This window comes from Enterobacter sp. T1-1 (genome assembly GCF_000710795.1).
Classification (GTDB): Bacteria; Pseudomonadota; Gammaproteobacteria; order Enterobacterales; family Enterobacteriaceae; genus Enterobacter; species Enterobacter cloacae.
In genome coordinates, this window is sequence record NZ_JALW01000023.1 from 107,356 (window position 1) to 128,338 (window position 20,983).

The window sequence follows — 20,983 nt, forward strand, 5'->3', positions numbered from 1 at the left end:
TATGATGGAAAATTATAAACATACAACGGTGTTGCTGGATGAGGCCGTCAACGGCCTGAATATTCGTCCGGACGGCATCTACATTGATGGCACTTTTGGTCGCGGTGGCCACTCGCGTTTGATCCTCTCCCAGCTTGGAGCGGAAGGACGTCTGCTGGCAATTGATCGCGATCCGCAGGCGATTGCTGTTGCGCAAACCATCGATGACCCACGCTTTTCCATCGTGCATGGACCTTTCTCTGCGCTGGCGGAATACGTTGCTGAGCGCGGTCTGACGGGCAAGATCGACGGGATTCTTCTCGATCTTGGCGTCTCTTCACCCCAACTTGATGATGCTGAACGCGGCTTCTCCTTTATGCGCGACGGCCCGCTTGACATGCGCATGGATCCCACGCGCGGTCAGTCTGCCGCCGAGTGGTTACAGACCGCAGATGAAGCTGATATCGCCTGGGTGATCAAAACCTTTGGCGAAGAACGTTTTGGCAAGCGCATCGCGCGCGCCATTGTTGAGCGCAATCGTATTGAGCCGATGACCCGCACGAAAGAGCTGGCCGAGGTGATTGCGGCGGCAACACCGGTGAAGGATAAACACAAACACCCCGCGACCCGTACCTTCCAGGCGGTTCGCATCTGGGTAAACAGTGAACTGGAGGAAATAGAGCTGGCGCTAAAAAGCTCGCTCGACGTGCTGGCCCCGGGAGGGCGGTTGTCCATCATCAGCTTCCATTCGCTGGAGGACCGTATTGTGAAACGCTTTATGCGTGAACAAAGCCGCGGTCCACAGGTGCCAGCAGGGCTGCCGATGACGGAAGAACAACTCAGGAAGCTGGGTGGCCGTCAGTTGCGAGCATTAGGCAAGTTGATGCCGGGCGAAGAAGAGGTGGCAGAGAATCCACGCGCCCGTAGTTCAGTGCTGCGTATTGCAGAGAGGACGAACGCATGATCGGCAGAGTGACAGAGACCCTAAGCAAAGTTAAGGATTCGTTAGGAAGCAACGAGCGCCATGCCTTGCCTGGCGTGATCGGCGACGATCTTTTGCGGTTTGGGAAGCTGCCACTCTGCTTGTTCATTTGCATCATTGTGACGGCAGTAACGGTGGTGACGACAGCCCACCACACACGTTTATTGACTGCGCAACGCGAGCAGATGGTACTGGAACGCGATGCGCTGGATATTGAATGGCGAAACCTGATCCTTGAAGAAAACGCCCTCGGCGATCACAGCCGGGTCGAGCGGATCGCAACAGAAAAGCTGCAATTGCAGCATGTTGATCCTTCCCAGGAAAATATCGTAGTACAAAAATAAGGGAAAACGCGACGCATGAGAGCAGCGGCAAAAACGCTAAAACCAAAACGTCAGGAAGAACAGGCCAACTTTATCAGTTGGCGTTTTGCGTTGCTTTGCGGCTGCATTTTACTCGCGCTGGGCTTCCTGCTGGGACGTGTGGCGTGGCTACAAATCATCGCGCCTGACATGCTGGTGCGCCAGGGCGATATGCGCTCTCTGCGCGTACAGGAAGTCTCCACATCTCGCGGGATGATCACCGATCGTTCCGGTCGTCCGCTGGCGGTGAGCGTACCGGTGAAGGCGATCTGGGCCGATCCGAAAGAGCTGCACGATGCCGGTGGTATCACGCTCGACAACCGCTGGAAAGCGCTGTCTGACGCCCTGAAAATGCCGCTGGATCAGCTTGCCTCTCGCGTTAAAGCCAACCCGAAAGGGCGCTTTATCTATCTGGCGCGTCAGGTTAACCCTGACATGGCCGATTACATCAGAAAACTGAAGCTCCCGGGTATCCATCTGCGAGAAGAGTCTCGCCGTTACTATCCTTCCGGCGAAGTAACCGCTCACCTCATTGGTTTTACCAACGTCGACAGCCAGGGGATTGAAGGGGTTGAAAAAAGCTTCGATAAGTGGCTTACCGGTCAGCCGGGTGAGCGAATCGTGCGTAAAGACCGCTATGGTCGCGTGATTGAAGATATCTCTTCCACAGACAGCCAGGCCGCGCATAACCTGGCGTTGAGCATTGATGAACGCCTGCAGGCGCTGGTGTATCGCGAGCTGAACAATGCCGTGGCCTTTAACAAGGCGGAGTCGGGCAGCGCCGTGCTGGTGGATGTCAGCACTGGCGAAGTGCTGGCGATGGCCAACAGCCCGTCCTACAACCCGAACAACTTTACCGGTACCGCCAAAGATGCAATGCGTAACCGGGCCATTACCGACGTGTTCGAACCTGGCTCCACGGTGAAGCCGATGGTGGTGATGACGGCGCTGCAACGCGGCATCGTCAATGAGAACACGGTTCTGAACACGATCCCTTACCGAATCAACGGCCACGAGATTAAAGACGTGGCGCGCTACAGCGAATTGACCCTGACCGGGGTATTACAGAAGTCGAGTAACGTCGGTGTTTCAAAGCTGGCGTTAGCGATGCCGTCCTCAGCGTTAGTAGAGACTTACTCACGTTTTGGGCTAGGAAAGGCGACCAATTTGGGGTTGGTCGGAGAACGCAGTGGCTTATATCCTCAAAAACAACGGTGGTCTGACATAGAGAGGGCCACCTTCTCTTTCGGCTACGGGCTAATGGTAACCCCGTTACAGTTAGCGCGAGTCTACGCAACGATTGGCAGCTATGGCGTCTATCGCCCACTGTCGATTACCAAAGTTGATCCACCGGTTCCGGGCGAGCGTATCTTCCCGGAATCTATCGTTCGTACCGTTGTGCATATGATGGAAAGCGTAGCGCTACCTGGCGGTGGCGGCGTGAAGGCGGCGATCAAAGGCTATCGCATCGCCATTAAAACCGGTACGGCGAAAAAAGTGGGGCCAGACGGCCGCTACATCAACAAATACATTGCCTATACCGCAGGCGTTGCGCCTGCAAGCAATCCGCGTTTTGCGCTGGTGGTCGTCATTAACGATCCACAGGCGGGTAAATACTACGGCGGCGCCGTTTCAGCGCCTGTGTTCGGCGCCATCATGGGCGGCGTATTACGCACCATGAACGTTGAACCGGACGCGCTGGCAACGGGCGAAAAAAGTGAATTTGTAATTAATCAAGGCGAGGGTACAGGTGGCAGATCGTAATTTGCGCGACCTTCTCGCTCCGTGGGTGCCAAACGCACCTGAGCGAGCGCTACGGGAGATGGTACTGGACAGCCGTGTGGCTGCTTCCGGCGATCTTTTTGTGGCTGTAGTTGGTCATCAGGCGGACGGGCGTCGATATATCCCGCAGGCGATTGCGCAAGGTGTAGCTGCCATTATTGCTGAGGCTAAAGATGAGGCAACCGACGGTGAAATCCGTGAAATGCACGGTGTGCCGGTTATCTACCTTAGCCAGTTGAATGAGCGACTCTCCGCACTGGCGGGACGTTTTTATAACGAGCCTTCAGACCAGCTGCGTCTGGTGGGCGTGACGGGCACTAACGGTAAAACGACGACCACCCAATTGATGGCGCAATGGGCGCAACTGCTGGGAGAAACCGGCGCCGTAATGGGCACCGTGGGGAATGGGCTGCTGGGTAAAGTGAGCCCGACGGAAAACACCACCGGCTCCGCGGTTGACGTACAACATGTAATTGCTGGTCTGGCAGGGCAGGGTGCGACCTTTGCCGCGATGGAAGTCTCCTCTCATGGTCTGGTACAGCATCGTGTGGCGGCGTTGAAATTTGCCGCCTCCGTGTTCACGAACCTGAGTCGCGATCATCTTGATTATCATGGTGATATGGAGCATTACGAGGCCGCGAAATGGCTGCTCTTCTCCACGCATCACTATGGACAGGCCATCATCAACGCTGATGACGAAGTGGGGCGCCGCTGGCTTGCGAATCTGCCGGATGCGGTTGCGGTGTCGATGGAAGACCATATCAATCCGAACTGCCATGGCCGCTGGCTGAAGGCGGTTGAGGTTAATTATCACGACAGCGGCGCGACGATTCGCTTTGCCTCTTCCTGGGGTGAAGGCGAAATTGAAAGCCGCCTGATGGGGGCGTTTAACGTCAGCAACCTCCTGCTGGCGCTGGCAACGCTGCTGGCGTTGGGCTATCCGATGGACGAACTGCTCAACACCGCAGAGCGTCTGCAGCCCGTCTGTGGCCGTATGGAAGTGTTCAGTGCACCAGGTAAACCGACCGTTGTTGTCGATTATGCCCACACGCCGGATGCGCTGGAAAAAGCGCTTGAAGCGGCACGTCTGCACTGCGCCGGTAAGCTCTGGTGTGTGTTTGGCTGTGGGGGCGATCGCGACAAGGGCAAGCGTCCGTTGATGGGTGCTATCGCCGAACAGTTCGCGGATATTCCGGTTGTGACCGATGACAACCCGCGTACTGAAGAACCGCGCGCCATTATCAACGATATCCTGGCCGGTATGCTGGACGCAGGACGTGCCCGCGTGGTGGAAGGCCGTGCGGAAGCCGTGACCAACGCCATCATGCAGGCGCAGGAGAACGATGTCGTGCTCCTGGCGGGTAAAGGCCATGAAGATTATCAGATTGTTGGCAATCGTCGTCTGGACTATTCGGACCGTGTAACGGCAGCGCGTCTGTTGGGAGTGGTGGCATGATCAGCTTAACGCTCGGCAAGGCGGCAACCCTCCTGCAGGGTACGTTACATGGTCAGGATCTGACCATCGACGCCGTGACGACAGATACCCGCAAAGTGACCGCCGGGTGCCTGTTTGTGGCGCTGAAGGGCGAACGTTTTGACGCCCACGATTTTGCTGAACAGGCGAAAGAGAATGGTGCGGGTGCGCTGCTGGTGAACCGCAAACTCGATATCGATTTACCGCAGATTGTGGTGAAGGATACGCGCCTTGCCTTTGGTGAACTGGCCGCATGGGTTCGTCAGCAGGTGCCAGCTCGCGTTGTTGCTCTGACGGGATCTTCGGGCAAAACGTCAGTAAAAGAGATGACGGCGGCGATCCTCAGTCAGTGCGGTAACACGCTTTACACCGCAGGCAATCTAAATAATGACATCGGCGTGCCGATGACATTGCTTCGCCTCACCAAAGAGCATGACTTTGCGGTGATTGAATTAGGGGCAAACCACCAGGGTGAAATTGCCTGGACGGTCAGCCTGACGCGTCCGGAGGCTGCGCTGGTGAACAACCTGGCCGCCGCGCATCTGGAAGGTTTCGGTTCACTTGAAGGCGTGGCGAAAGCCAAAGGTGAGATCTATACCGGCCTGCCGGATAACGGTATCGCCATTATGAATGCCGATAATAACGACTGGTTGAACTGGCAGAGCATCATCGGTTCACGTAAGACGTGGCGCTTCTCGCCTAATGCGGCAGACAGTGATTTTACCGCGACCCATATCCATGTGACTTCGCATGGCACGGAATTCACGCTCAATACCCCAACGGGAGGCATTGAGGTTCTGCTGCCGCTGCCGGGTCGCCATAACATCGCCAATGCGCTTGCTGCCGCGGCGCTGTCGATGGCCGTCGGCGCAACACATGACGCGATCAAAACTGGCCTTGCGAATTTAAAAGCCGTACCGGGACGTCTGTTCCCAGTCCAGCTTGCAGAAAACAAACTGCTGCTGGATGACTCCTACAACGCGAACGTCGGTTCGATGACGGCAGCCGTACAGGTGTTGTCCGAAATGCCAGGCTATCGCGTGATGGTGGTTGGCGATATGGCCGAGTTGGGCGATGAGAGCGAAGCCTGTCATATCCAGGTGGGTGAAGCCGCGAAAGCGGCCGGGCTGGATTGCGTACTGAGCGCAGGAAAACTGAGCCAGGCGATTAGCCATGCCAGCGGTGTTGGCGAACATTTTGCCGATAAAGCCGCACTGATTGAACGTCTGAAGACGTTGATTGCTGAAAAACAAATTGTGACTGTGTTAGTGAAAGGTTCACGTAGTGCCGCCATGGAAGAGGTAGTGCACGCATTACAGGAGAACGGGACATGTTAGTTTGGCTGGCCGAACATTTGGTCAAATATTACTCAGGCTTTAACGTCTTTTCCTATCTGACGTTTCGCGCCATCGTCAGCCTGCTGACTGCGCTGTTCATCTCGTTGTGGATGGGCCCGCGCATGATTGCCCGTCTGCAAAAACTCTCTTTCGGCCAGGTTGTGCGTAACGATGGTCCGGAATCGCACTTCAGCAAGCGCGGTACGCCAACCATGGGCGGGATTATGATCCTGACCGCGATCGTGGTTTCCGTGCTGCTGTGGGCCTATCCATCCAACCCGTACGTCTGGTGTGTCCTGACTGTGCTGGTGGGCTACGGAATCATTGGATTTGTTGATGATTACCGCAAAGTGGTACGTAAAGACACGAAAGGTCTGATCGCCCGCTGGAAATATTTCTGGATGTCGGTAATTGCGCTGGGCGTGGCCTTCGCGCTGTATCTGGCCGGAAAAGATACTCCCGCTACCGAGCTGGTGGTGCCGTTCTTTAAAGACGTCATGCCGCAACTGGGGCTGTTCTACATTCTGCTGGCGTACTTCGTGATTGTGGGCACCGGTAACGCGGTGAACCTGACCGATGGTCTGGATGGCCTGGCCATTATGCCAACGGTCTTCGTGGCCGCAGGTTTCGCGCTGGTGGCGTGGGCGACCGGCAACATGAACTTTGCCAACTATCTGCACATTCCTTATCTGCGTCACGCGGGCGAGCTGGTGATCGTCTGTACGGCCATTGTCGGGGCGGGGCTGGGCTTCCTGTGGTTCAACACCTATCCGGCCCAGGTCTTTATGGGTGACGTCGGTTCACTGGCTCTGGGCGGCGCGCTGGGTATTATTGCCGTGCTGCTGCGCCAGGAGTTCCTGCTGGTGATCATGGGCGGGGTATTCGTGGTTGAGACCCTGTCGGTGATCCTGCAGGTCGGTTCCTTTAAGCTGCGCGGCCAGCGCATCTTCCGTATGGCACCGATTCACCATCACTATGAACTGAAAGGCTGGCCAGAGCCGCGCGTCATCGTGCGCTTCTGGATTATTTCGCTGATGCTGGTGCTGATTGGCCTGGCAACGCTGAAGGTACGTTAATCATGGCAGATTACCAGGGCAAAAAAGTCGTTATCATCGGGTTGGGCCTTACTGGCCTGTCCTGCGTGGACTTTTTCCTTGCGCGCGGCGTGACGCCGCGGGTGATGGATACGCGTGTTTTTCCGCCGGGTCTGGACAAACTGCCGGAACAGGTTGAACGCCACCTTGGTGGTCTGAATGATGACTGGCTGCAGGCAGCCGATCTGATTGTGGCCAGCCCCGGTATGGCGCTGGCGCACCCTTCACTGAGCGCCGCAGCCGATGCGGGCGTTGAGATTGTCGGTGATATCGAGCTGTTCTGTCGCGAAGCGCAGGCGCCAGTTATCGCCATTACCGGCTCTAACGGAAAAAGCACCGTCACTACCCTGGTGGGTGAGATGGCGAAAGCGGCGGGCAAAAATGTCGGCGTTGGCGGCAACATTGGTTTGCCGGCACTGATGCTGCTGGACAAAGGCTGCGAGCTGTACGTACTGGAACTCTCCAGCTTCCAGCTGGAAACCACCTCCAGCCTGCATGCGGCCGCGGCCACAATCCTGAACGTGACCGAAGATCATATGGACAGGTATCCGTTTGGTCTACAGCAGTATCGCGCAGCCAAACTGCGTATATATGAAAATGCCAAAGTCTGCGTCGTTAACGCCGATGATGCCCTGACCATGCCGGTACGCGGTGCCGATGACCGCTGCATCAGCTTTGGTATCACCATGGGTGATTATCATCTGAACCGTCAGCTGGGTGAAACCTGGCTGCGGGTGAAAGGTGAGAAGGTGTTGAACGTGAAGGAGATGAAGCTTTCCGGTCAGCATAACTACACCAATGCGCTGGCGGCGCTGGCGCTGGCGGATGCCGTCGGTTTGCCACGCTCCTCCAGCCTGCAGGCGCTGACCACCTTTACCGGACTGGCGCACCGTTTCCAGCTGGCGCTGGAGCATAACGGCGTACGCTGGATCAATGATTCCAAAGCCACCAACGTAGGCAGTACAGAGGCCGCGCTGAATGGTTTGCAGGTGGAAGGTACTCTGCATCTGCTGCTGGGTGGCGACGGTAAGTCCGCCGATTTCACCTCCCTGAAGCAGTATCTCTCCGGCGATAACATCCGTCTCTACTGCTTTGGTCGTGATGGCAGGGAACTGGCGGAATTGCGTCCTGAGATCGCCGAGCAGACCGAAACCATGGAACAGGCAATGCGCCTGATTGCTCCTCGCGTGAAGCCGGGCGATATGGTGCTGCTCTCTCCGGCATGCGCCAGCCTTGATCAATTCAAGAATTTCGAACAGCGTGGTGATCTCTTTACCCGCCTGGCGAAGGAGTTAGGCTGATGCGTTTATCTCTCCCTCGCCTGAAAATGCCGCGCTTCCCAGGATTTGGTGTCCTGGTGTGGTTGTTTGCGGCACTGAAAGGCTGGGTGATGGGCTCTCGTCAGAAAGATAACGACAGCCTGATCATGTACGATCGCACGCTCTTCTGGCTCACCCTGGGGCTGGCGGCGGTCGGCTTTATTATGGTGACGTCAGCATCAATGCCCGTCGGGCAGCGACTGGCGAACGATCCTTTCCTGTTTGCCAAGCGTGATGGTCTGTACATCATCCTGGCGTTCTGTCTTGCGCTGATAACCTTACGTCTGCCAATGGCGTTCTGGCAGCGACACAGTACCGCGATGCTGATCGCCTCGATCATCATGCTGCTGATCGTGCTGGTGGTGGGGAGTTCCGTAAACGGGGCATCGCGCTGGATCGCCTTTGGTCCGCTGCGTATTCAGCCTGCAGAATTTACCAAACTGTCCCTGTTCTGCTACCTGGCGAACTACCTGGTGCGCAAAGTAGATGAAGTGCGTAACAACCTTCGCGGCTTCCTGAAACCGATGGGCGTGATTCTGGTGCTGGCGGTCTTACTGCTGGCGCAGCCTGACCTCGGTACCGTGGTGGTACTGTTTGTGACGACGCTGGCGATGCTGTTCCTGGCGGGGGCGAAACTGTGGCAGTTCATCGCCATTATCGGGATGGGTATTTCAGCGGTTGTCCTGCTGATCCTTGCTGAACCATACCGTATCCGCCGTGTGACCTCGTTCTGGAACCCGTGGGAAGACCCGTTTGGCAGTGGCTATCAGCTGACGCAGTCACTCATGGCGTTTGGCCGCGGTGAAGTCTGGGGACAAGGCCTGGGCAACTCGGTTCAGAAACTGGAGTATTTACCCGAAGCGCATACTGACTTCATCTTCTCCATTATTGCGGAAGAACTGGGTTATATCGGTGTGGTATTAGCGCTATTAATGGTATTCTTCGTCGCTTTCCGCGCCATGTCGATTGGGCGGAAAGCGCTGGAGATCGATCACCGCTTCTCAGGTTTCTTAGCCTGTTCAATTGGTATCTGGTTTAGCTTCCAGGCATTGGTTAACGTCGGGGCCGCAGCGGGTATGCTGCCGACCAAGGGCCTGACGTTGCCGTTGATCAGTTATGGTGGTTCCAGTCTGTTGATCATGTCGACGGCCATCATGATGTTGTTACGTATAGATTATGAAACGCGTCTGGAAAAAGCCCAGGCGTTTACACGAGGTTCACGATGAATCAACCGAAGCGGTTAATGGTGATGGCAGGCGGTACCGGTGGACATGTGTTCCCGGGGCTGGCGGTTGCGCACCATTTAATGGCTCAGGGCTGGCAGGTACGCTGGCTGGGAACCGCAGACCGCATGGAGGCCGACCTGGTACCGAAGCACGGTATTGAGATCGACTTTATTCGTATTTCTGGCCTTCGTGGCAAAGGCATTAAGGCCCAGCTTCTGGCGCCGGTGCGCATTTTCAACGCATGGCGTCAGGCGCGCAGCATCATGAAGCGCTTTCAGCCGGATGTGGTGCTGGGCATGGGCGGTTATGTTTCCGGTCCGGGCGGACTTGCCGCGTGGTCGTTGGGCATTCCTGTTGTGTTGCATGAGCAGAATGGTATTGCCGGACTGACCAACAAGTGGCTGGCGAAAATCGCCACCAAAGTGATGCAGGCATTTCCTGGTGCGTTCCCGAAAGCGGACGTCGTCGGGAACCCGGTGCGTGTGGATGTGCTGGCGCTGCCGTTGCCGGATACCCGCATGGCTGGCCGTGAAGGCCCTGTTCGCGTGCTGGTCGTCGGCGGATCGCAGGGCGCACGCATCCTGAACCAGACGATGCCGCAGGTTGCCGCAAAGCTGGGTGATGCCGTGACCATCTGGCATCAAAGCGGAAAAGGCGCTCAGCAGACCGTTGAGCAGGCTTATGCGGCAGAAGGTCAGCCGCAGCACAAAGTGACGGAATTTATCGACGATATGGCGGCAGCGTACGCCTGGGCCGATGTCGTGGTCTGTCGCTCCGGTGCATTAACGGTGAGTGAAATTGCCGCCGCGGGTTTACCGGCTCTGTTTGTGCCGTTCCAGCACAAAGATCGTCAGCAGTACTGGAATGCGCTGCCGCTTGAAAAAGCCGGTGCCGCGAAAATATTCGAGCAGCCACAATTTACCGCCGATGCGGTCGCCACCACCCTGGCGGGCTGGAACCGGGAAACATTAATGGAGATGGCGCAACGTGCACGTGCGGCGGCCATTCCTGATGCAACGGAGCGGGTGGCAAAAGAAGTGAGCCTGGCAGCTCAGGCTTAACCCTCGCAGCGCGTGAAGCGCGGCACGAATTTTTTAAGTAGTCGATGGCGTTTAGAGAATGAATACACAACAACTGGCAAAACTGCGTTCAATCGTGCCCGAGATGCGTCGCGTCCGGCACATTCACTTTGTTGGCATCGGTGGTGCTGGCATGGGCGGTATTGCCGAAGTGTTAGCTAACGAAGGCTATCAGATCAGCGGGTCTGACCTGGCGCCAAACCCTGTTACGCAGCAACTGGCGTCGCTTGGGGCGACTATCTATTTCAACCATCGCCCGGAAAACGTGCGCGATGCGAGTGTGGTGGTGGTATCCAGCGCCATCTCCTCTGATAACCCGGAAATTGTGGCCGCGCATGAAGCGCGTATTCCGGTGATCCGCCGCGCGGAAATGCTGGCAGAGCTGATGCGTTTCCGTCACGGGATTGCGATTGCCGGGACGCACGGTAAAACCACGACCACGGCGATGGTTTCCAGTATTTATGCCGAAGCGGGTCTCGACCCGACGTTCGTCAACGGTGGTCTGGTAAAAGCAGCAGGTGTGCATGCGCGTCTGGGCCACAGCCGTTATCTGATTGCGGAAGCGGATGAGAGCGATGCGTCGTTCCTGCATCTGCAGCCGATGGTGGCGATTGTCACTAACATCGAAGCTGACCACATGGATACCTACCAGGGCGACTTCGAGAACTTAAAGCAGACCTTTATCAACTTCCTGCATAACCTGCCGTTCTATGGACGCGCGGTAATGTGTGTGGACGATCCGGTCATTCGCGAGTTGTTGCCGCGGGTTGGTCGTCAGATCACCACCTATGGTTTCAATGAAGACGCGGATGTTCGCGTGGAAGAGTACAAACAGATTGGTGCGCAGGGGCATTTCACCCTGGCGCGTCAGGACAAAGAACTGCTGCACGTGACGCTGAACGCACCAGGCCGTCATAACGCCCTGAACGCAGCCGCGGCGGTGGCCGTCGCAACAGAAGAAGGCATTGATGACGATGCGATCCTGCGTGCTCTGGAAAGCTTCCAGGGAACCGGGCGTCGTTTCGACTTCCTTGGCGAATTCCCGCTGGATGCGGTAAACGGTAAACCGGGTACTGCCATGCTGGTAGACGACTATGGCCACCATCCAACCGAAGTGGACGCGACCATTAAGGCCGCACGTGCGGGATGGCCAGAGAAGAACCTGGTGATGATCTTCCAGCCACACCGTTTTACGCGTACGCGCGATCTGTATGACGATTTCGCCAGCGTGCTGTCCCAGGTGGACACATTGCTGATGCTGGATGTTTATTCTGCAGGTGAAACGCCGATCCCGGGCGCGGACAGCCGTTCTCTGTGTCGAACCATTCGCGGACGCGGTAAAGTAGACCCTATTTTGGTTTCGGATCCTGCTCAGGTCGCCGAAATTCTGGCGCCGGTACTGACAGGTAACGATTTGATTCTGATTCAGGGCGCGGGAAATATCGGCAAAATCGCCCGTACCTTAGCTGAAATCAAACTGAAGCCGCAAACTCAGGAGGATGAGCATCATGGCTGATAAGATTGCTGTCCTGTCTGGCGGCACCTCCGCCGAGCGCGAGGTTTCCCTGAATTCAGGCGCTGCGGTACTGGCGGGCCTGCGTGAGGCTGGCGTTAATGCACATCTGGTCGATCCGAAAGAGGTCGATGTAACGCAGCTGAAAGCAATGGGCTTCGATAAAGTCTTTATTGCTCTGCACGGTCGTGGGGGAGAAGACGGTACCCTGCAAGGGTTGCTGGATCTCATCGGTATGCCCTACACCGGCAGCGGCGTGATGGCCTCCGCCATCTCAATGGATAAACTGCGCAGTAAGCTGCTGTGGCAGGGAGCGGGTTTGCCGGTTGCGCGGTGGGTTGCGTTGACGCGCCGCGAATTTGAAATGGGCCTTCAGGATAGCGTTAATGCACGCATTGCTGAGCTGGGCTTACCGGTTATTGTAAAGCCCAGCCGTGAAGGGTCGAGCGTTGGGATGTCCAAAGTTGATAAAGCTGACGATTTATCGTCAGCTTTAGCGCTGGCATTTCAACACGATGAAGAAGTTCTGATTGAAAAATGGCTCAGCGGGCCGGAATTTACCGTGGCGATGCTTGGTGAAGAAATTTTACCGTCGATTCGCATCCAACCTGCTGGCGTCTTCTATGATTATGAGGCGAAGTATCTCTCTGACGAGACGCAATATTTCTGCCCAGCAGGTCTTGAAGCAGAACGTGAAGCGGATTTACAGTCCCTGGTGCTTAAAGCCTGGCATATTCTTGGTTGCAGTGGCTGGGGACGCATTGATGTGATGCTCGACAGCGATGGGCAATTTTATTTGCTGGAAGCGAATACTTCTCCAGGCATGACCAGCCACAGCCTTGTGCCGATGGCCGCGCGTCAGGCGGGGATGAGCTTCTCGCAGTTAGTCGTACGTATTCTGGACCAGGCGGGCTGATATGTCTCAGGCTGCATTGAACACGCGCAACCGCGATGACGAGGAAGAATATTCTTCTTCACGCCGGAGTAATGGAACGCGTCTTGCAGGGATTATTTTCCTGCTCGGGGTGCTGTGCACCGTGTTTATCAGCGGCTGGATGGTACTGGGCTGGATGGAAGATGCGCAGCGGTTGCCGCTGTCGAAGCTGGTGGTCACCGGTGAACGCCACTACACGCGTAACGATGATATTCGCCAGTCGATTCTGGCACTGGGGTCGCCTGGCACCTTTATGACGCAGGATGTCAACATTATCCAGAGTCAGATTGAACGTCTGCCCTGGATAAAACAGGCGAGTGTAAGAAAGCAATGGCCTGATGAATTGAAGATTCATCTGGTTGAATATGTGCCCATTGCGCGTTGGAATGATCAGCACATGGTTGACGTAGACGGAAATTCCTTCAGCGTCCCGGCCGATCGTGTCAACAAGCAAAATTTACCGATGTTGTATGGTCCTGAAGGCAGCGAAAACGAAGTGTTACAGGGTTTTCGCGAGATGGGGCAAGTGCTGGCGAAGGACAGGTTTACGTTAAAAGAAGCTGCGATGACGGCGCGCCGTTCGTGGCAGCTCACCTTAACGAATGGCATTAAGCTCAACCTTGGCCGCGGCGACACGATGAAGCGTCTGGCGCGTTTTGTAGAACTTTACCCGGTTTTACAGCAGCAGGCACAGACTGACGGCAAACGGATAAGCTACGTTGATTTGCGCTATGACTCAGGCGCAGCAGTCGGTTGGGTACCGGCTCCGGTCGAGGAACCTAATCAGCAACAGAATCAGGCACAGGTACAGGCAGAACAACAATGATCAAGGCGACGGACAGAAAACTGGTAGTTGGACTGGAGATTGGCACCGCGAAGGTTGCCGCTTTAGTAGGGGAAGTTCTGCCCGACGGTATGGTCAATATCATTGGCGTGGGCAGCTGCCCGTCCCGTGGTATGGATAAAGGTGGGGTAAACGATCTTGAGTCGGTGGTGAAATGCGTGCAGCGCGCCATCGATCAGGCTGAATTAATGGCAGATTGCCAGATTTCCTCTGTCTATCTGGCCCTCTCTGGTAAGCATATCAGCTGCCAGAACGAAATCGGCATGGTGCCCATTTCTGAAGAAGAAGTGACGCAGGAAGACGTTGAAAACGTAGTACACACGGCGAAATCTGTGCGTGTCCGCGATGAGCACCGCGTATTGCACGTGATTCCGCAAGAGTACGCGATTGACTACCAGGAAGGGATCAAGAACCCGGTTGGTCTGTCTGGCGTGCGTATGCAGGCAAAAGTGCACCTGATCACATGTCACAACGATATGGCGAAGAACATCGTAAAAGCCGTTGAACGTTGTGGCCTGAAAGTTGACCAACTTATTTTCGCCGGTCTGGCGGCAAGCTATTCCGTGCTGACCGAAGATGAACGTGAACTGGGCGTCTGTGTGGTCGATATTGGTGGTGGTACAATGGATATGGCCGTGTATACCGGCGGTGCCCTGCGCCACACCAAAGTGATCCCTTACGCGGGGAACGTGGTGACCAGCGATATTGCCTACGCGTTTGGTACGCCGCCAAGCGATGCAGAAGCGATTAAAGTGCGCCACGGTTGTGCGCTGGGGTCTATCGTTGGCAAAGATGAGAGCGTTGAAGTGCCAAGCGTGGGCGGTCGTCCGCCGCGTAGCCTGCAGCGCCAGACGTTGGCAGAGGTGATTGAGCCGCGCTATACCGAGCTGCTCAACCTGGTCAACGAAGAGATTTTGCAATTACAGGAACAGCTTCGCCAGCAGGGCGTAAAACATCATCTTGCGGCGGGGATTGTATTAACCGGCGGTGCAGCGCAAATTGAAGGTCTTGCGGCCTGTGCGCAGCGTGTGTTCCATACGCAGGTGCGTATTGGCGCACCGCTGAATATTACCGGTTTAACGGATTATGCCCAGGAGCCTTACTATTCAACGGCTGTTGGCCTGCTCCACTACGGGAAAGAATCCCATCTCAGTGGTGAAGCAGAAGTGGAAAAACGCGTCTCAGTAGGGTCGTGGGTCAAACGACTGAACAACTGGCTGCGAAAAGAGTTTTAATTTTTTTAAGAGACCGGAGAGAATTAACGGTCTCGGGCGACAGGCACAACGGAGAGAGAAATTATGTTTGAACCTATGGAACTGACCAACGACGCGGTGATTAAAGTCATCGGCGTCGGTGGCGGCGGCGGTAACGCCGTAGAGCATATGGTGCGCGAGCGCATTGAAGGTGTTGAATTCTTTGCGGTTAACACCGATGCACAGGCACTGCGTAAGACGGCAGTCGGCCAGACTATCCAGATCGGTGGTGGCATCACCAAAGGTCTGGGCGCAGGGGCTAACCCGGAAGTAGGTCGCAATGCGGCTGAAGAAGATCGTGAAGCGCTGCGTGCTGCACTGGAAGGTGCGGACATGGTCTTCATCGCAGCAGGTATGGGTGGCGGTACAGGTACCGGCGCAGCACCTGTTGTGGCTGAAGTGGCTAAAGATTTAGGTATCCTGACCGTTGCTGTCGTGACCAAGCCTTTCAATTTTGAAGGCAAGAAACGTATGGCCTTCGCGGAGCAGGGTATCACCGAGCTGTCCAAGCATGTGGACTCGCTGATCACCATCCCGAACGACAAACTGCTGAAAGTGCTGGGTCGCGGTATCTCTCTGCTGGATGCCTTTGGCGCAGCAAACGACGTGCTGAAAGGCGCGGTTCAGGGTATCGCTGAACTGATTACCCGTCCTGGCCTGATGAACGTTGACTTTGCTGACGTTCGCACCGTGATGTCCGAAATGGGCTACGCGATGATGGGCTCCGGCGTGGCGAGCGGTGAAGACCGTGCGGAAGAAGCGGCAGAAATGGCTATCTCTTCTCCGCTGCTGGAAGATATCGATCTGTCGGGTGCGCGTGGCGTGCTGGTCAACATCACCGCTGGCTTCGACCTGCGTCTGGATGAGTTCGAAACCGTGGGTAACACCATCCGTGCGTTCGCCTCTGACAACGCGACCGTGGTAATCGGTACCTCCCTTGATCCGGAAATGAACGACGAGCTGCGTGTAACGGTTGTTGCTACCGGTATCGGTATGGACAAGCGTCCTGAAATCACTCTGGTGACGAACAAGCAGACTCAGCAACCGGTAATGGATCGTTACCAGCAGCACGGTATGTCTCCTCTGACTCAGGAGCAAAAACCGGCCGCGAAAGTGGTTAATGACCCAACGCCGCAAACGGCGAAAGAGCCAGATTATCTGGATATCCCGGCGTTCCTGCGTAAGCAAGCTGACTAAGAATTGGCTGGAATTTGGGGATTTCCGCTCTTTGTGCTAAACTGGCCCACCGTTAGTGATATACACTCTCGGTTGGATAGTTAATTTGGCGAGATTATACGATGATCAAACAAAGGACACTTAAACGTATCGTTCAGGCGACGGGTGTCGGTTTACATACCGGCAAGAAAGTCACCCTGACGTTACGCCCTGCGCCGGCCAATACCGGGGTCATCTATCGTCGCACCGACTTGAATCCACCGGTAGATTTTCCGGCCGATGCCAAATCTGTGCGTGATACTATGCTCTGTACTTGTCTGGTGAACGAGCATGACGTGCGGATTTCTACCGTAGAGCATCTGAACGCCGCCCTGGCGGGTCTGGGTATCGACAACATTATTGTTGAAGTCGATGCGCCAGAAATCCCAATCATGGATGGTAGTGCTGCTCCGTTCGTTTATCTGTTGCTGGATGCCGGCATCGAAGAACTGAACTGCGCAAAGAAATTTGTTCGCATCAAAGAGACCGTTCGCGTCGAAGATGGCGACAAGTGGGCTGAATTCAAACCGTACAATGGTTTCTCGTTGGACTTCACCATCGATTTTAACCATCCGGCGATTGATGCCAGTACCCAGCGCTATGCGATGAACTTCTCTGCTGATGCGTTTATGCGCCAGATCAGCCGTGCTCGTACTTTCGGCTTCATGCGTGATATCGAATATCTGCAGTCCCGCGGCCTGTGCCTGGGCGGCAGCTTCGATTGTGCCATCGTTGTTGACGATTATCGCGTACTGAACGAAGACGGTCTGCGTTTCGAAGATGAATTCGTTCGCCACAAAATGCTTGATGCAATTGGCGACTTGTTCATGTGTGGTCACAACATTATTGGTGCATTTACCGCGTTCAAATCCGGTCATGCGTTGAATAACAAACTCTTGCAGGCCGTCCTGGCAAAACAGGAAGCCTGGGAGTATGTGACCTTCGAAGACGAAGCTGAACTGCCGCTGGCCTTCAAAGCCCCTGGCCTGGTTCTGGCGTAACGGTTCAAGCCGTCTCGTAAAAAAATCGACTGGTTAACCTGGTACTCTCTCCGACCAGGGAAACCAGTCGTTTTTATTTTTACCTTTCTTCATTTTGCCCCAGCTTCCCCTTTCGCTTAGCAGGCGTAGAAAATCTGTGCGTTAGCTGCATTCTTGACCGTTTTTCCCCGCTGCAGTACGTCATTCCTGCTGCTGTGTATTGGCTTTAGTGGTAATATCTGGGCGCTTAAAAGAATAACTGAACTCAGCCTGTTTAAGATGGGCTTATGTGGTGGAGCAAGTGAGCGGAATTCTGACGCGCTGGCGACAATTTGGCAGACGTTACTTCTGGCCGCATCTCTTATTAGGGATGGTCGCGGCGAGTTTCGGCTTGCCTGCGCTCAGTAACAGCGCTGAAGCTGCCACACCGGCAAAGACGTCAACCACCAAACACGATCTCACCGCGCGCGTTAACTTCACCAATCTTGCGTGGCTTGAAGCCAGCCGCCGTCCTAACTTTTCGGTAGATTACTGGCAGCAGCACGCCATCCGCACGGTTATTCGCCATCTGTCATTTGCAATGGCGCCACAGGCCATACCGGTTGCTGAAGAGACGCTGCCGGTTCAGGCGCAACATCTTGCGCTGCTGGATACGCTCAACGCGCTGTTGACGCAGGACAGCCAGCCAGCTGTTAGCGTTCCGCAGACAGCGCAATCCGTCGTTGTTTCACCCGCCACATTCTCTGTCTCGACGTGGATAAGCCAGGTTCACGGCATTCGCGCCGGGCCTCAGCGCCTCAGTTAAATTAACCGTTTTCAATACCTTAATTTATCTGCCCGTTATGGGGCGTTTGAGAATTTATTATGCTAATCAAATTATTAACCAAAGTTTTTGGTAGTCGTAACGATCGTACCCTGCGCCGTATGCGCAAAGCTGTCGCTGTCATCAACGGTATGGAACCGGCGATGGAAAAGCTGTCTGATGACGAGCTGAAAGCGAAAACCGCAGAATTCCGCGCACGCCTGGAAAAAGGCGAAACCTTAGAAAGCCTGATCCCGGAAGCCTTCGCGGTTGTGCGTGAAGCGAGTAAACGTGTATTCGGCATGCGTCACTTCGACGTGCAGCTGCTGGGCGGTATGGTGCTTAACGAGCGCTGCATCGCGGAAATGCGTACAGGTGAAGGTAAAACCCTGACCGCGACGCTGCCTGCCTACCTGAACGCACTGACCGGCAAAGGCGTGCACGTCGTGACCGTCAACGACTATCTGGCACAGCGTGACGCCGAAAATAACCGTCCATTGTTCGAATTCCTGGGGATGACCGTCGGCATCAACATGTCCGGTCTCCCTGCGCCAGCCAAGCGCGAAGCGTATAACGCCGATATCACCTACGGTACCAACAACGAATACGGCTTCGACTACCTGCGTGACAACATGGCGTTCAGCCCTGAAGAACGTGTGCAGCGTAAATTGCACTATGCGCTGGTGGATGAGGTGGACTCCATTCTGATCGATGAAGCGCGTACCCCGCTGATCATCTCCGGCCCGGCCGAAGACAGCTCTGATATGTACCGTAAAGTCGACAAAATCATTCCACACCTGCTGCGTCAGGAGAAAGAAGACTCCGATACCTTCCAGGGTGAAGGCCACTTCTCCGTTGATGAAAAAGCGCGCCAGGTGAACCTGACTGAACGTGGTCTGGTTAAAATTGAAGAGCTGTTAGTGGCTGAAGGCATCATGGAAGAGGGTGAGTCTCTTTACTCCCCGAGCAACATCATGCTGATGCACCACGTGACTGCCGCACTGCGCGCCCATGCGCTGTTCACTCGCGATGTCGACTACATCGTCAAAGACGGCGAAGTCATCATCGTTGATGAGCACACCGGCCGTACCATGCAGGGTCGTCGCTGGTCTGACGGTCTGCACCAGGCTGTTGAAGCCAAAGAAGGCGTGGATATTCAAAACGAAAACCAGACGCTGGCGTCTATTACCTTCCAGAACTACTTCCGTCTGTACGAGAAGCTGGCAGGGATGACCGGTACAGCAGATACCGAAGCGTTTGAATTCAGCTCCATCTACAAACTGGATACCGTTGTCGTTCCAACCAACCGTCCAATGATCCGTAAGGACATGCCGGACCTGGTCTACATGACCGAAGCGGAAAAAATTCAGGCAATCATCGAAGATATTCGTGAACGTACTGCTAAAGGCCAGCCGGTTCTGGTGGGGACCATCTCCATCGAGAAATCCGAAGTGGTGTCTAATGAGCTGACCAAAGCGGGTATCAAGCACAACGTACTGAACGCCAAATTCCACGCCAAAGAAGCAGATATCGTTGCGCAGGCGGGTTATCCGGCGGCCGTGACCATCGCCACCAACATGGCGGGTCGTGGTACCGATATTATGCTGGGCGGTAGCTGGCAGGCCGAAGTGGCTGAGCTGGAAAACCCAACGCCGGAACAGATTGCGCAGATCAAAGCCGACTGGCAGGTGCGTCATGACGCGGTTCTGGCATCTGGTGGTCTGCACATCATTGGTACCGAGCGTCACGAATCACGTCGTATCGATAACCAGCTGCGTGGTCGTGCAGGTCGTCAGGGGGATGCCGGTTCTTCCCGCTTCTACCTGTCGATGGAAGATGCGCTGATGCGTATCTTCGCCTCTGACCGTGTTTCCGGCATGATGCGTAAGCTGGGGATGAAACCTGGTGAAGCCATTGAGCACCCATGGGTGACCAAAGCGATTGCCAACGCGCAGCGTAAAGTGGAAAGCCGCAACTTCGATATTCGTAAGCAGCTGCTGGAATATGACGACGTCGCCAACGATCAGCGTCGTGCTATCTATACCCAGCGTAACGAACTGCTGGACGTATCCGATGTAAGCGAAACCATCAACAGCATTCGTGAAGATGTGTTCAAAGCGACTATCGATGCGCACATTCCGCCTCAGTCTCTGGAAGAGATGTGGGATATCGAAGGCCTTCAGGAGCGCCTGAAAAACGACTTCGACCTCGACCTGCCAATCAAAGAGTGGCTGGATAAAGAGCCTGAACTGCACGAAGAGACCCTGCGCGAGCGTATCTACGAAACCGCTCTGGAAGTATACAAGCGTAAGGAAGAGGTTGTGGGTGCTGAGATGATGCGTCACTTCGAAAAAGGGGTGATGCTGCAGACGCTGGACTCACTGTGGAAAGAGCACCTGGCGGCGATGGACTACCTGCGTCAGGGGATCCACCTGCGTGGCTATGCGCAGAAAGATCCCAAGCAGGAGTACAAGCGCGAATCCTTCTCGATGTTTGCCTCCATGCTGGAGTCGCTGAAATATGAAGTTATCAGCACCCTGAGCAAAGTGCAGGTGCGTATGCCGGAAGAAGTGGAAGCGATGGAGCAACAGCGTCGTGAGGAAGCCGAGCGTCTGGCACAGATGCAGCAGCTTAGCCACCAGACTGACGATAGCGAAGCCGCTGCGGCAATCGCCGCGCAAACTGGCGATCGCAAAGTGGGGCGTAACGATCCGTGTCCATGCGGTTCCGGTAAAAAATATAAGGCGTGCCACGGCCGTCTGAGCTAAGTTCATAAAAAACGAAAAGGCGCAGAAATCTGCGCCTTTT

At 55.4% G+C, this 20,983-nt stretch carries 17 protein-coding genes; all 17 read left to right on the plus strand.

What is annotated here, in order from left to right:
• Position 1: 1 nt before the first annotated feature.
• A complete protein-coding gene (rsmH, locus tag AK59_RS0110260; RefSeq protein ID WP_029882696.1) occupies positions 2-943 on the plus strand; it encodes a 16S rRNA (cytosine(1402)-N(4))-methyltransferase RsmH in 942 nt (313 codons plus the stop codon).
• On the plus strand, positions 940-1,305 hold the full coding sequence (gene ftsL, locus AK59_RS0110265) for a cell division protein FtsL (protein ID WP_008501989.1): 366 nt from the start codon (positions 940-942) through the stop codon (positions 1,303-1,305). The genes rsmH and ftsL overlap by 4 nt, the downstream gene beginning before the upstream one ends.
• 15 nt (positions 1,306-1,320) lie before the next feature.
• The gene (locus AK59_RS0110270) at positions 1,321-3,087 is read left to right on the plus strand and encodes a peptidoglycan glycosyltransferase FtsI (protein ID WP_029882697.1); all 1,767 of its coding nucleotides are present in this window, start codon (positions 1,321-1,323) and stop codon (positions 3,085-3,087) included.
• Positions 3,074-4,561 carry a UDP-N-acetylmuramoyl-L-alanyl-D-glutamate--2,6-diaminopimelate ligase gene (gene murE, locus AK59_RS0110275; RefSeq protein ID WP_032618495.1) on the plus strand — a complete coding sequence of 496 codons (1,488 nt, stop codon included), beginning with the start codon at positions 3,074-3,076 and terminating at the stop codon, positions 4,559-4,561. Before AK59_RS0110270 ends, murE begins: the two co-directional genes overlap by 14 nt.
• Positions 4,558-5,916 carry a UDP-N-acetylmuramoyl-tripeptide--D-alanyl-D-alanine ligase gene (gene murF, locus AK59_RS0110280; RefSeq protein WP_013095571.1) on the plus strand — a complete coding sequence of 453 codons (1,359 nt, stop codon included), beginning with the start codon at positions 4,558-4,560 and terminating at the stop codon, positions 5,914-5,916. Before murE ends, murF begins: the two co-directional genes overlap by 4 nt.
• Complete coding sequence (mraY, locus tag AK59_RS0110285) at positions 5,910-6,992, plus strand: phospho-N-acetylmuramoyl-pentapeptide-transferase (protein WP_008501985.1); 1,083 nt, start codon at positions 5,910-5,912, stop codon at positions 6,990-6,992. Before murF ends, mraY begins: the two co-directional genes overlap by 7 nt.
• A 2-nt stretch (positions 6,993-6,994) precedes the next feature.
• The gene (murD, locus tag AK59_RS0110290; RefSeq protein WP_029882699.1) at positions 6,995-8,311 is read left to right on the plus strand and encodes a UDP-N-acetylmuramoyl-L-alanine--D-glutamate ligase; all 1,317 of its coding nucleotides are present in this window, start codon (positions 6,995-6,997) and stop codon (positions 8,309-8,311) included.
• Positions 8,311-9,555: a cell division protein FtsW gene (gene ftsW, locus AK59_RS0110295; RefSeq protein ID WP_013095573.1), complete on the plus strand. Its 1,245-nt coding sequence runs from the start codon at positions 8,311-8,313 to the stop codon at positions 9,553-9,555. The genes murD and ftsW overlap by 1 nt, the downstream gene beginning before the upstream one ends.
• On the plus strand, positions 9,552-10,616 hold the full coding sequence (gene murG / locus AK59_RS0110300) for an undecaprenyldiphospho-muramoylpentapeptide beta-N-acetylglucosaminyltransferase (RefSeq protein ID WP_029882700.1): 1,065 nt from the start codon (positions 9,552-9,554) through the stop codon (positions 10,614-10,616). Before ftsW ends, murG begins: the two co-directional genes overlap by 4 nt.
• 58 nt (positions 10,617-10,674) lie before the next feature.
• On the plus strand, positions 10,675-12,150 hold the full coding sequence (gene murC / locus AK59_RS0110305; protein WP_029882701.1) for a UDP-N-acetylmuramate--L-alanine ligase: 1,476 nt from the start codon (positions 10,675-10,677) through the stop codon (positions 12,148-12,150).
• Positions 12,143-13,063, plus strand: a complete 921-nt coding sequence (locus tag AK59_RS0110310) for a D-alanine--D-alanine ligase (protein WP_029882702.1) — start codon at positions 12,143-12,145, stop codon at positions 13,061-13,063. Before murC ends, AK59_RS0110310 begins: the two co-directional genes overlap by 8 nt.
• A gap of 1 nt (position 13,064) precedes the next feature.
• On the plus strand, positions 13,065-13,907 hold the full coding sequence (ftsQ, locus tag AK59_RS0110315) for a cell division protein FtsQ (protein WP_013095577.1): 843 nt from the start codon (positions 13,065-13,067) through the stop codon (positions 13,905-13,907).
• Positions 13,904-15,160: a cell division protein FtsA gene (gene ftsA, locus AK59_RS0110320; RefSeq protein ID WP_006173845.1), complete on the plus strand. Its 1,257-nt coding sequence runs from the start codon at positions 13,904-13,906 to the stop codon at positions 15,158-15,160. Before ftsQ ends, ftsA begins: the two co-directional genes overlap by 4 nt.
• Positions 15,161-15,223: 63 nt before the next feature.
• Positions 15,224-16,375: a cell division protein FtsZ gene (ftsZ, locus tag AK59_RS0110325; protein WP_008501978.1), complete on the plus strand. Its 1,152-nt coding sequence runs from the start codon at positions 15,224-15,226 to the stop codon at positions 16,373-16,375.
• 101 nt (positions 16,376-16,476) lie between these two features.
• Positions 16,477-17,394: a UDP-3-O-acyl-N-acetylglucosamine deacetylase gene (lpxC, locus tag AK59_RS0110330; RefSeq protein WP_013095578.1), complete on the plus strand. Its 918-nt coding sequence runs from the start codon at positions 16,477-16,479 to the stop codon at positions 17,392-17,394.
• Positions 17,395-17,674: 280 nt separating this feature from the next.
• Complete coding sequence (gene secM, locus AK59_RS0110335; RefSeq protein ID WP_029882703.1) at positions 17,675-18,178, plus strand: secA translation cis-regulator SecM; 504 nt, start codon at positions 17,675-17,677, stop codon at positions 18,176-18,178.
• 59 nt (positions 18,179-18,237) lie between these two features.
• Positions 18,238-20,943, plus strand: coding sequence for a preprotein translocase subunit SecA (gene secA, locus AK59_RS0110340; protein WP_013095581.1), 2,706 nt, complete (start codon positions 18,238-18,240; stop codon positions 20,941-20,943).
• Positions 20,944-20,983: the final 40 nt, after the last annotated feature.

Coding starts and splice junctions, on each gene's coding strand:
- rsmH (WP_029882696.1), top strand. CDS start 2: ATGATGGAAAATTATAAACATACAACGGTGTTGCTGGATGAGGCCGTC.
- ftsL (WP_008501989.1), top strand. CDS start 940: ATGATCGGCAGAGTGACAGAGACCCTAAGCAAAGTTAAGGATTCGTTA.
- AK59_RS0110270 (WP_029882697.1), top strand. CDS start 1,321: ATGAGAGCAGCGGCAAAAACGCTAAAACCAAAACGTCAGGAAGAACAG.
- murF (WP_013095571.1), top strand. CDS start 4,558: ATGATCAGCTTAACGCTCGGCAAGGCGGCAACCCTCCTGCAGGGTACG.
- mraY (WP_008501985.1), top strand. CDS start 5,910: ATGTTAGTTTGGCTGGCCGAACATTTGGTCAAATATTACTCAGGCTTT.
- murD (WP_029882699.1), top strand. CDS start 6,995: ATGGCAGATTACCAGGGCAAAAAAGTCGTTATCATCGGGTTGGGCCTT.
- ftsW (WP_013095573.1), top strand. CDS start 8,311: ATGCGTTTATCTCTCCCTCGCCTGAAAATGCCGCGCTTCCCAGGATTT.
- murG (WP_029882700.1), top strand. CDS start 9,552: ATGAATCAACCGAAGCGGTTAATGGTGATGGCAGGCGGTACCGGTGGA.
- murC (WP_029882701.1), top strand. CDS start 10,675: ATGAATACACAACAACTGGCAAAACTGCGTTCAATCGTGCCCGAGATG.
- AK59_RS0110310 (WP_029882702.1), top strand. CDS start 12,143: ATGGCTGATAAGATTGCTGTCCTGTCTGGCGGCACCTCCGCCGAGCGC.
- ftsQ (WP_013095577.1), top strand. CDS start 13,065: ATGTCTCAGGCTGCATTGAACACGCGCAACCGCGATGACGAGGAAGAA.
- ftsA (WP_006173845.1), top strand. CDS start 13,904: ATGATCAAGGCGACGGACAGAAAACTGGTAGTTGGACTGGAGATTGGC.
- ftsZ (WP_008501978.1), top strand. CDS start 15,224: ATGTTTGAACCTATGGAACTGACCAACGACGCGGTGATTAAAGTCATC.
- lpxC (WP_013095578.1), top strand. CDS start 16,477: ATGATCAAACAAAGGACACTTAAACGTATCGTTCAGGCGACGGGTGTC.
- secA (WP_013095581.1), top strand. CDS start 18,238: ATGCTAATCAAATTATTAACCAAAGTTTTTGGTAGTCGTAACGATCGT.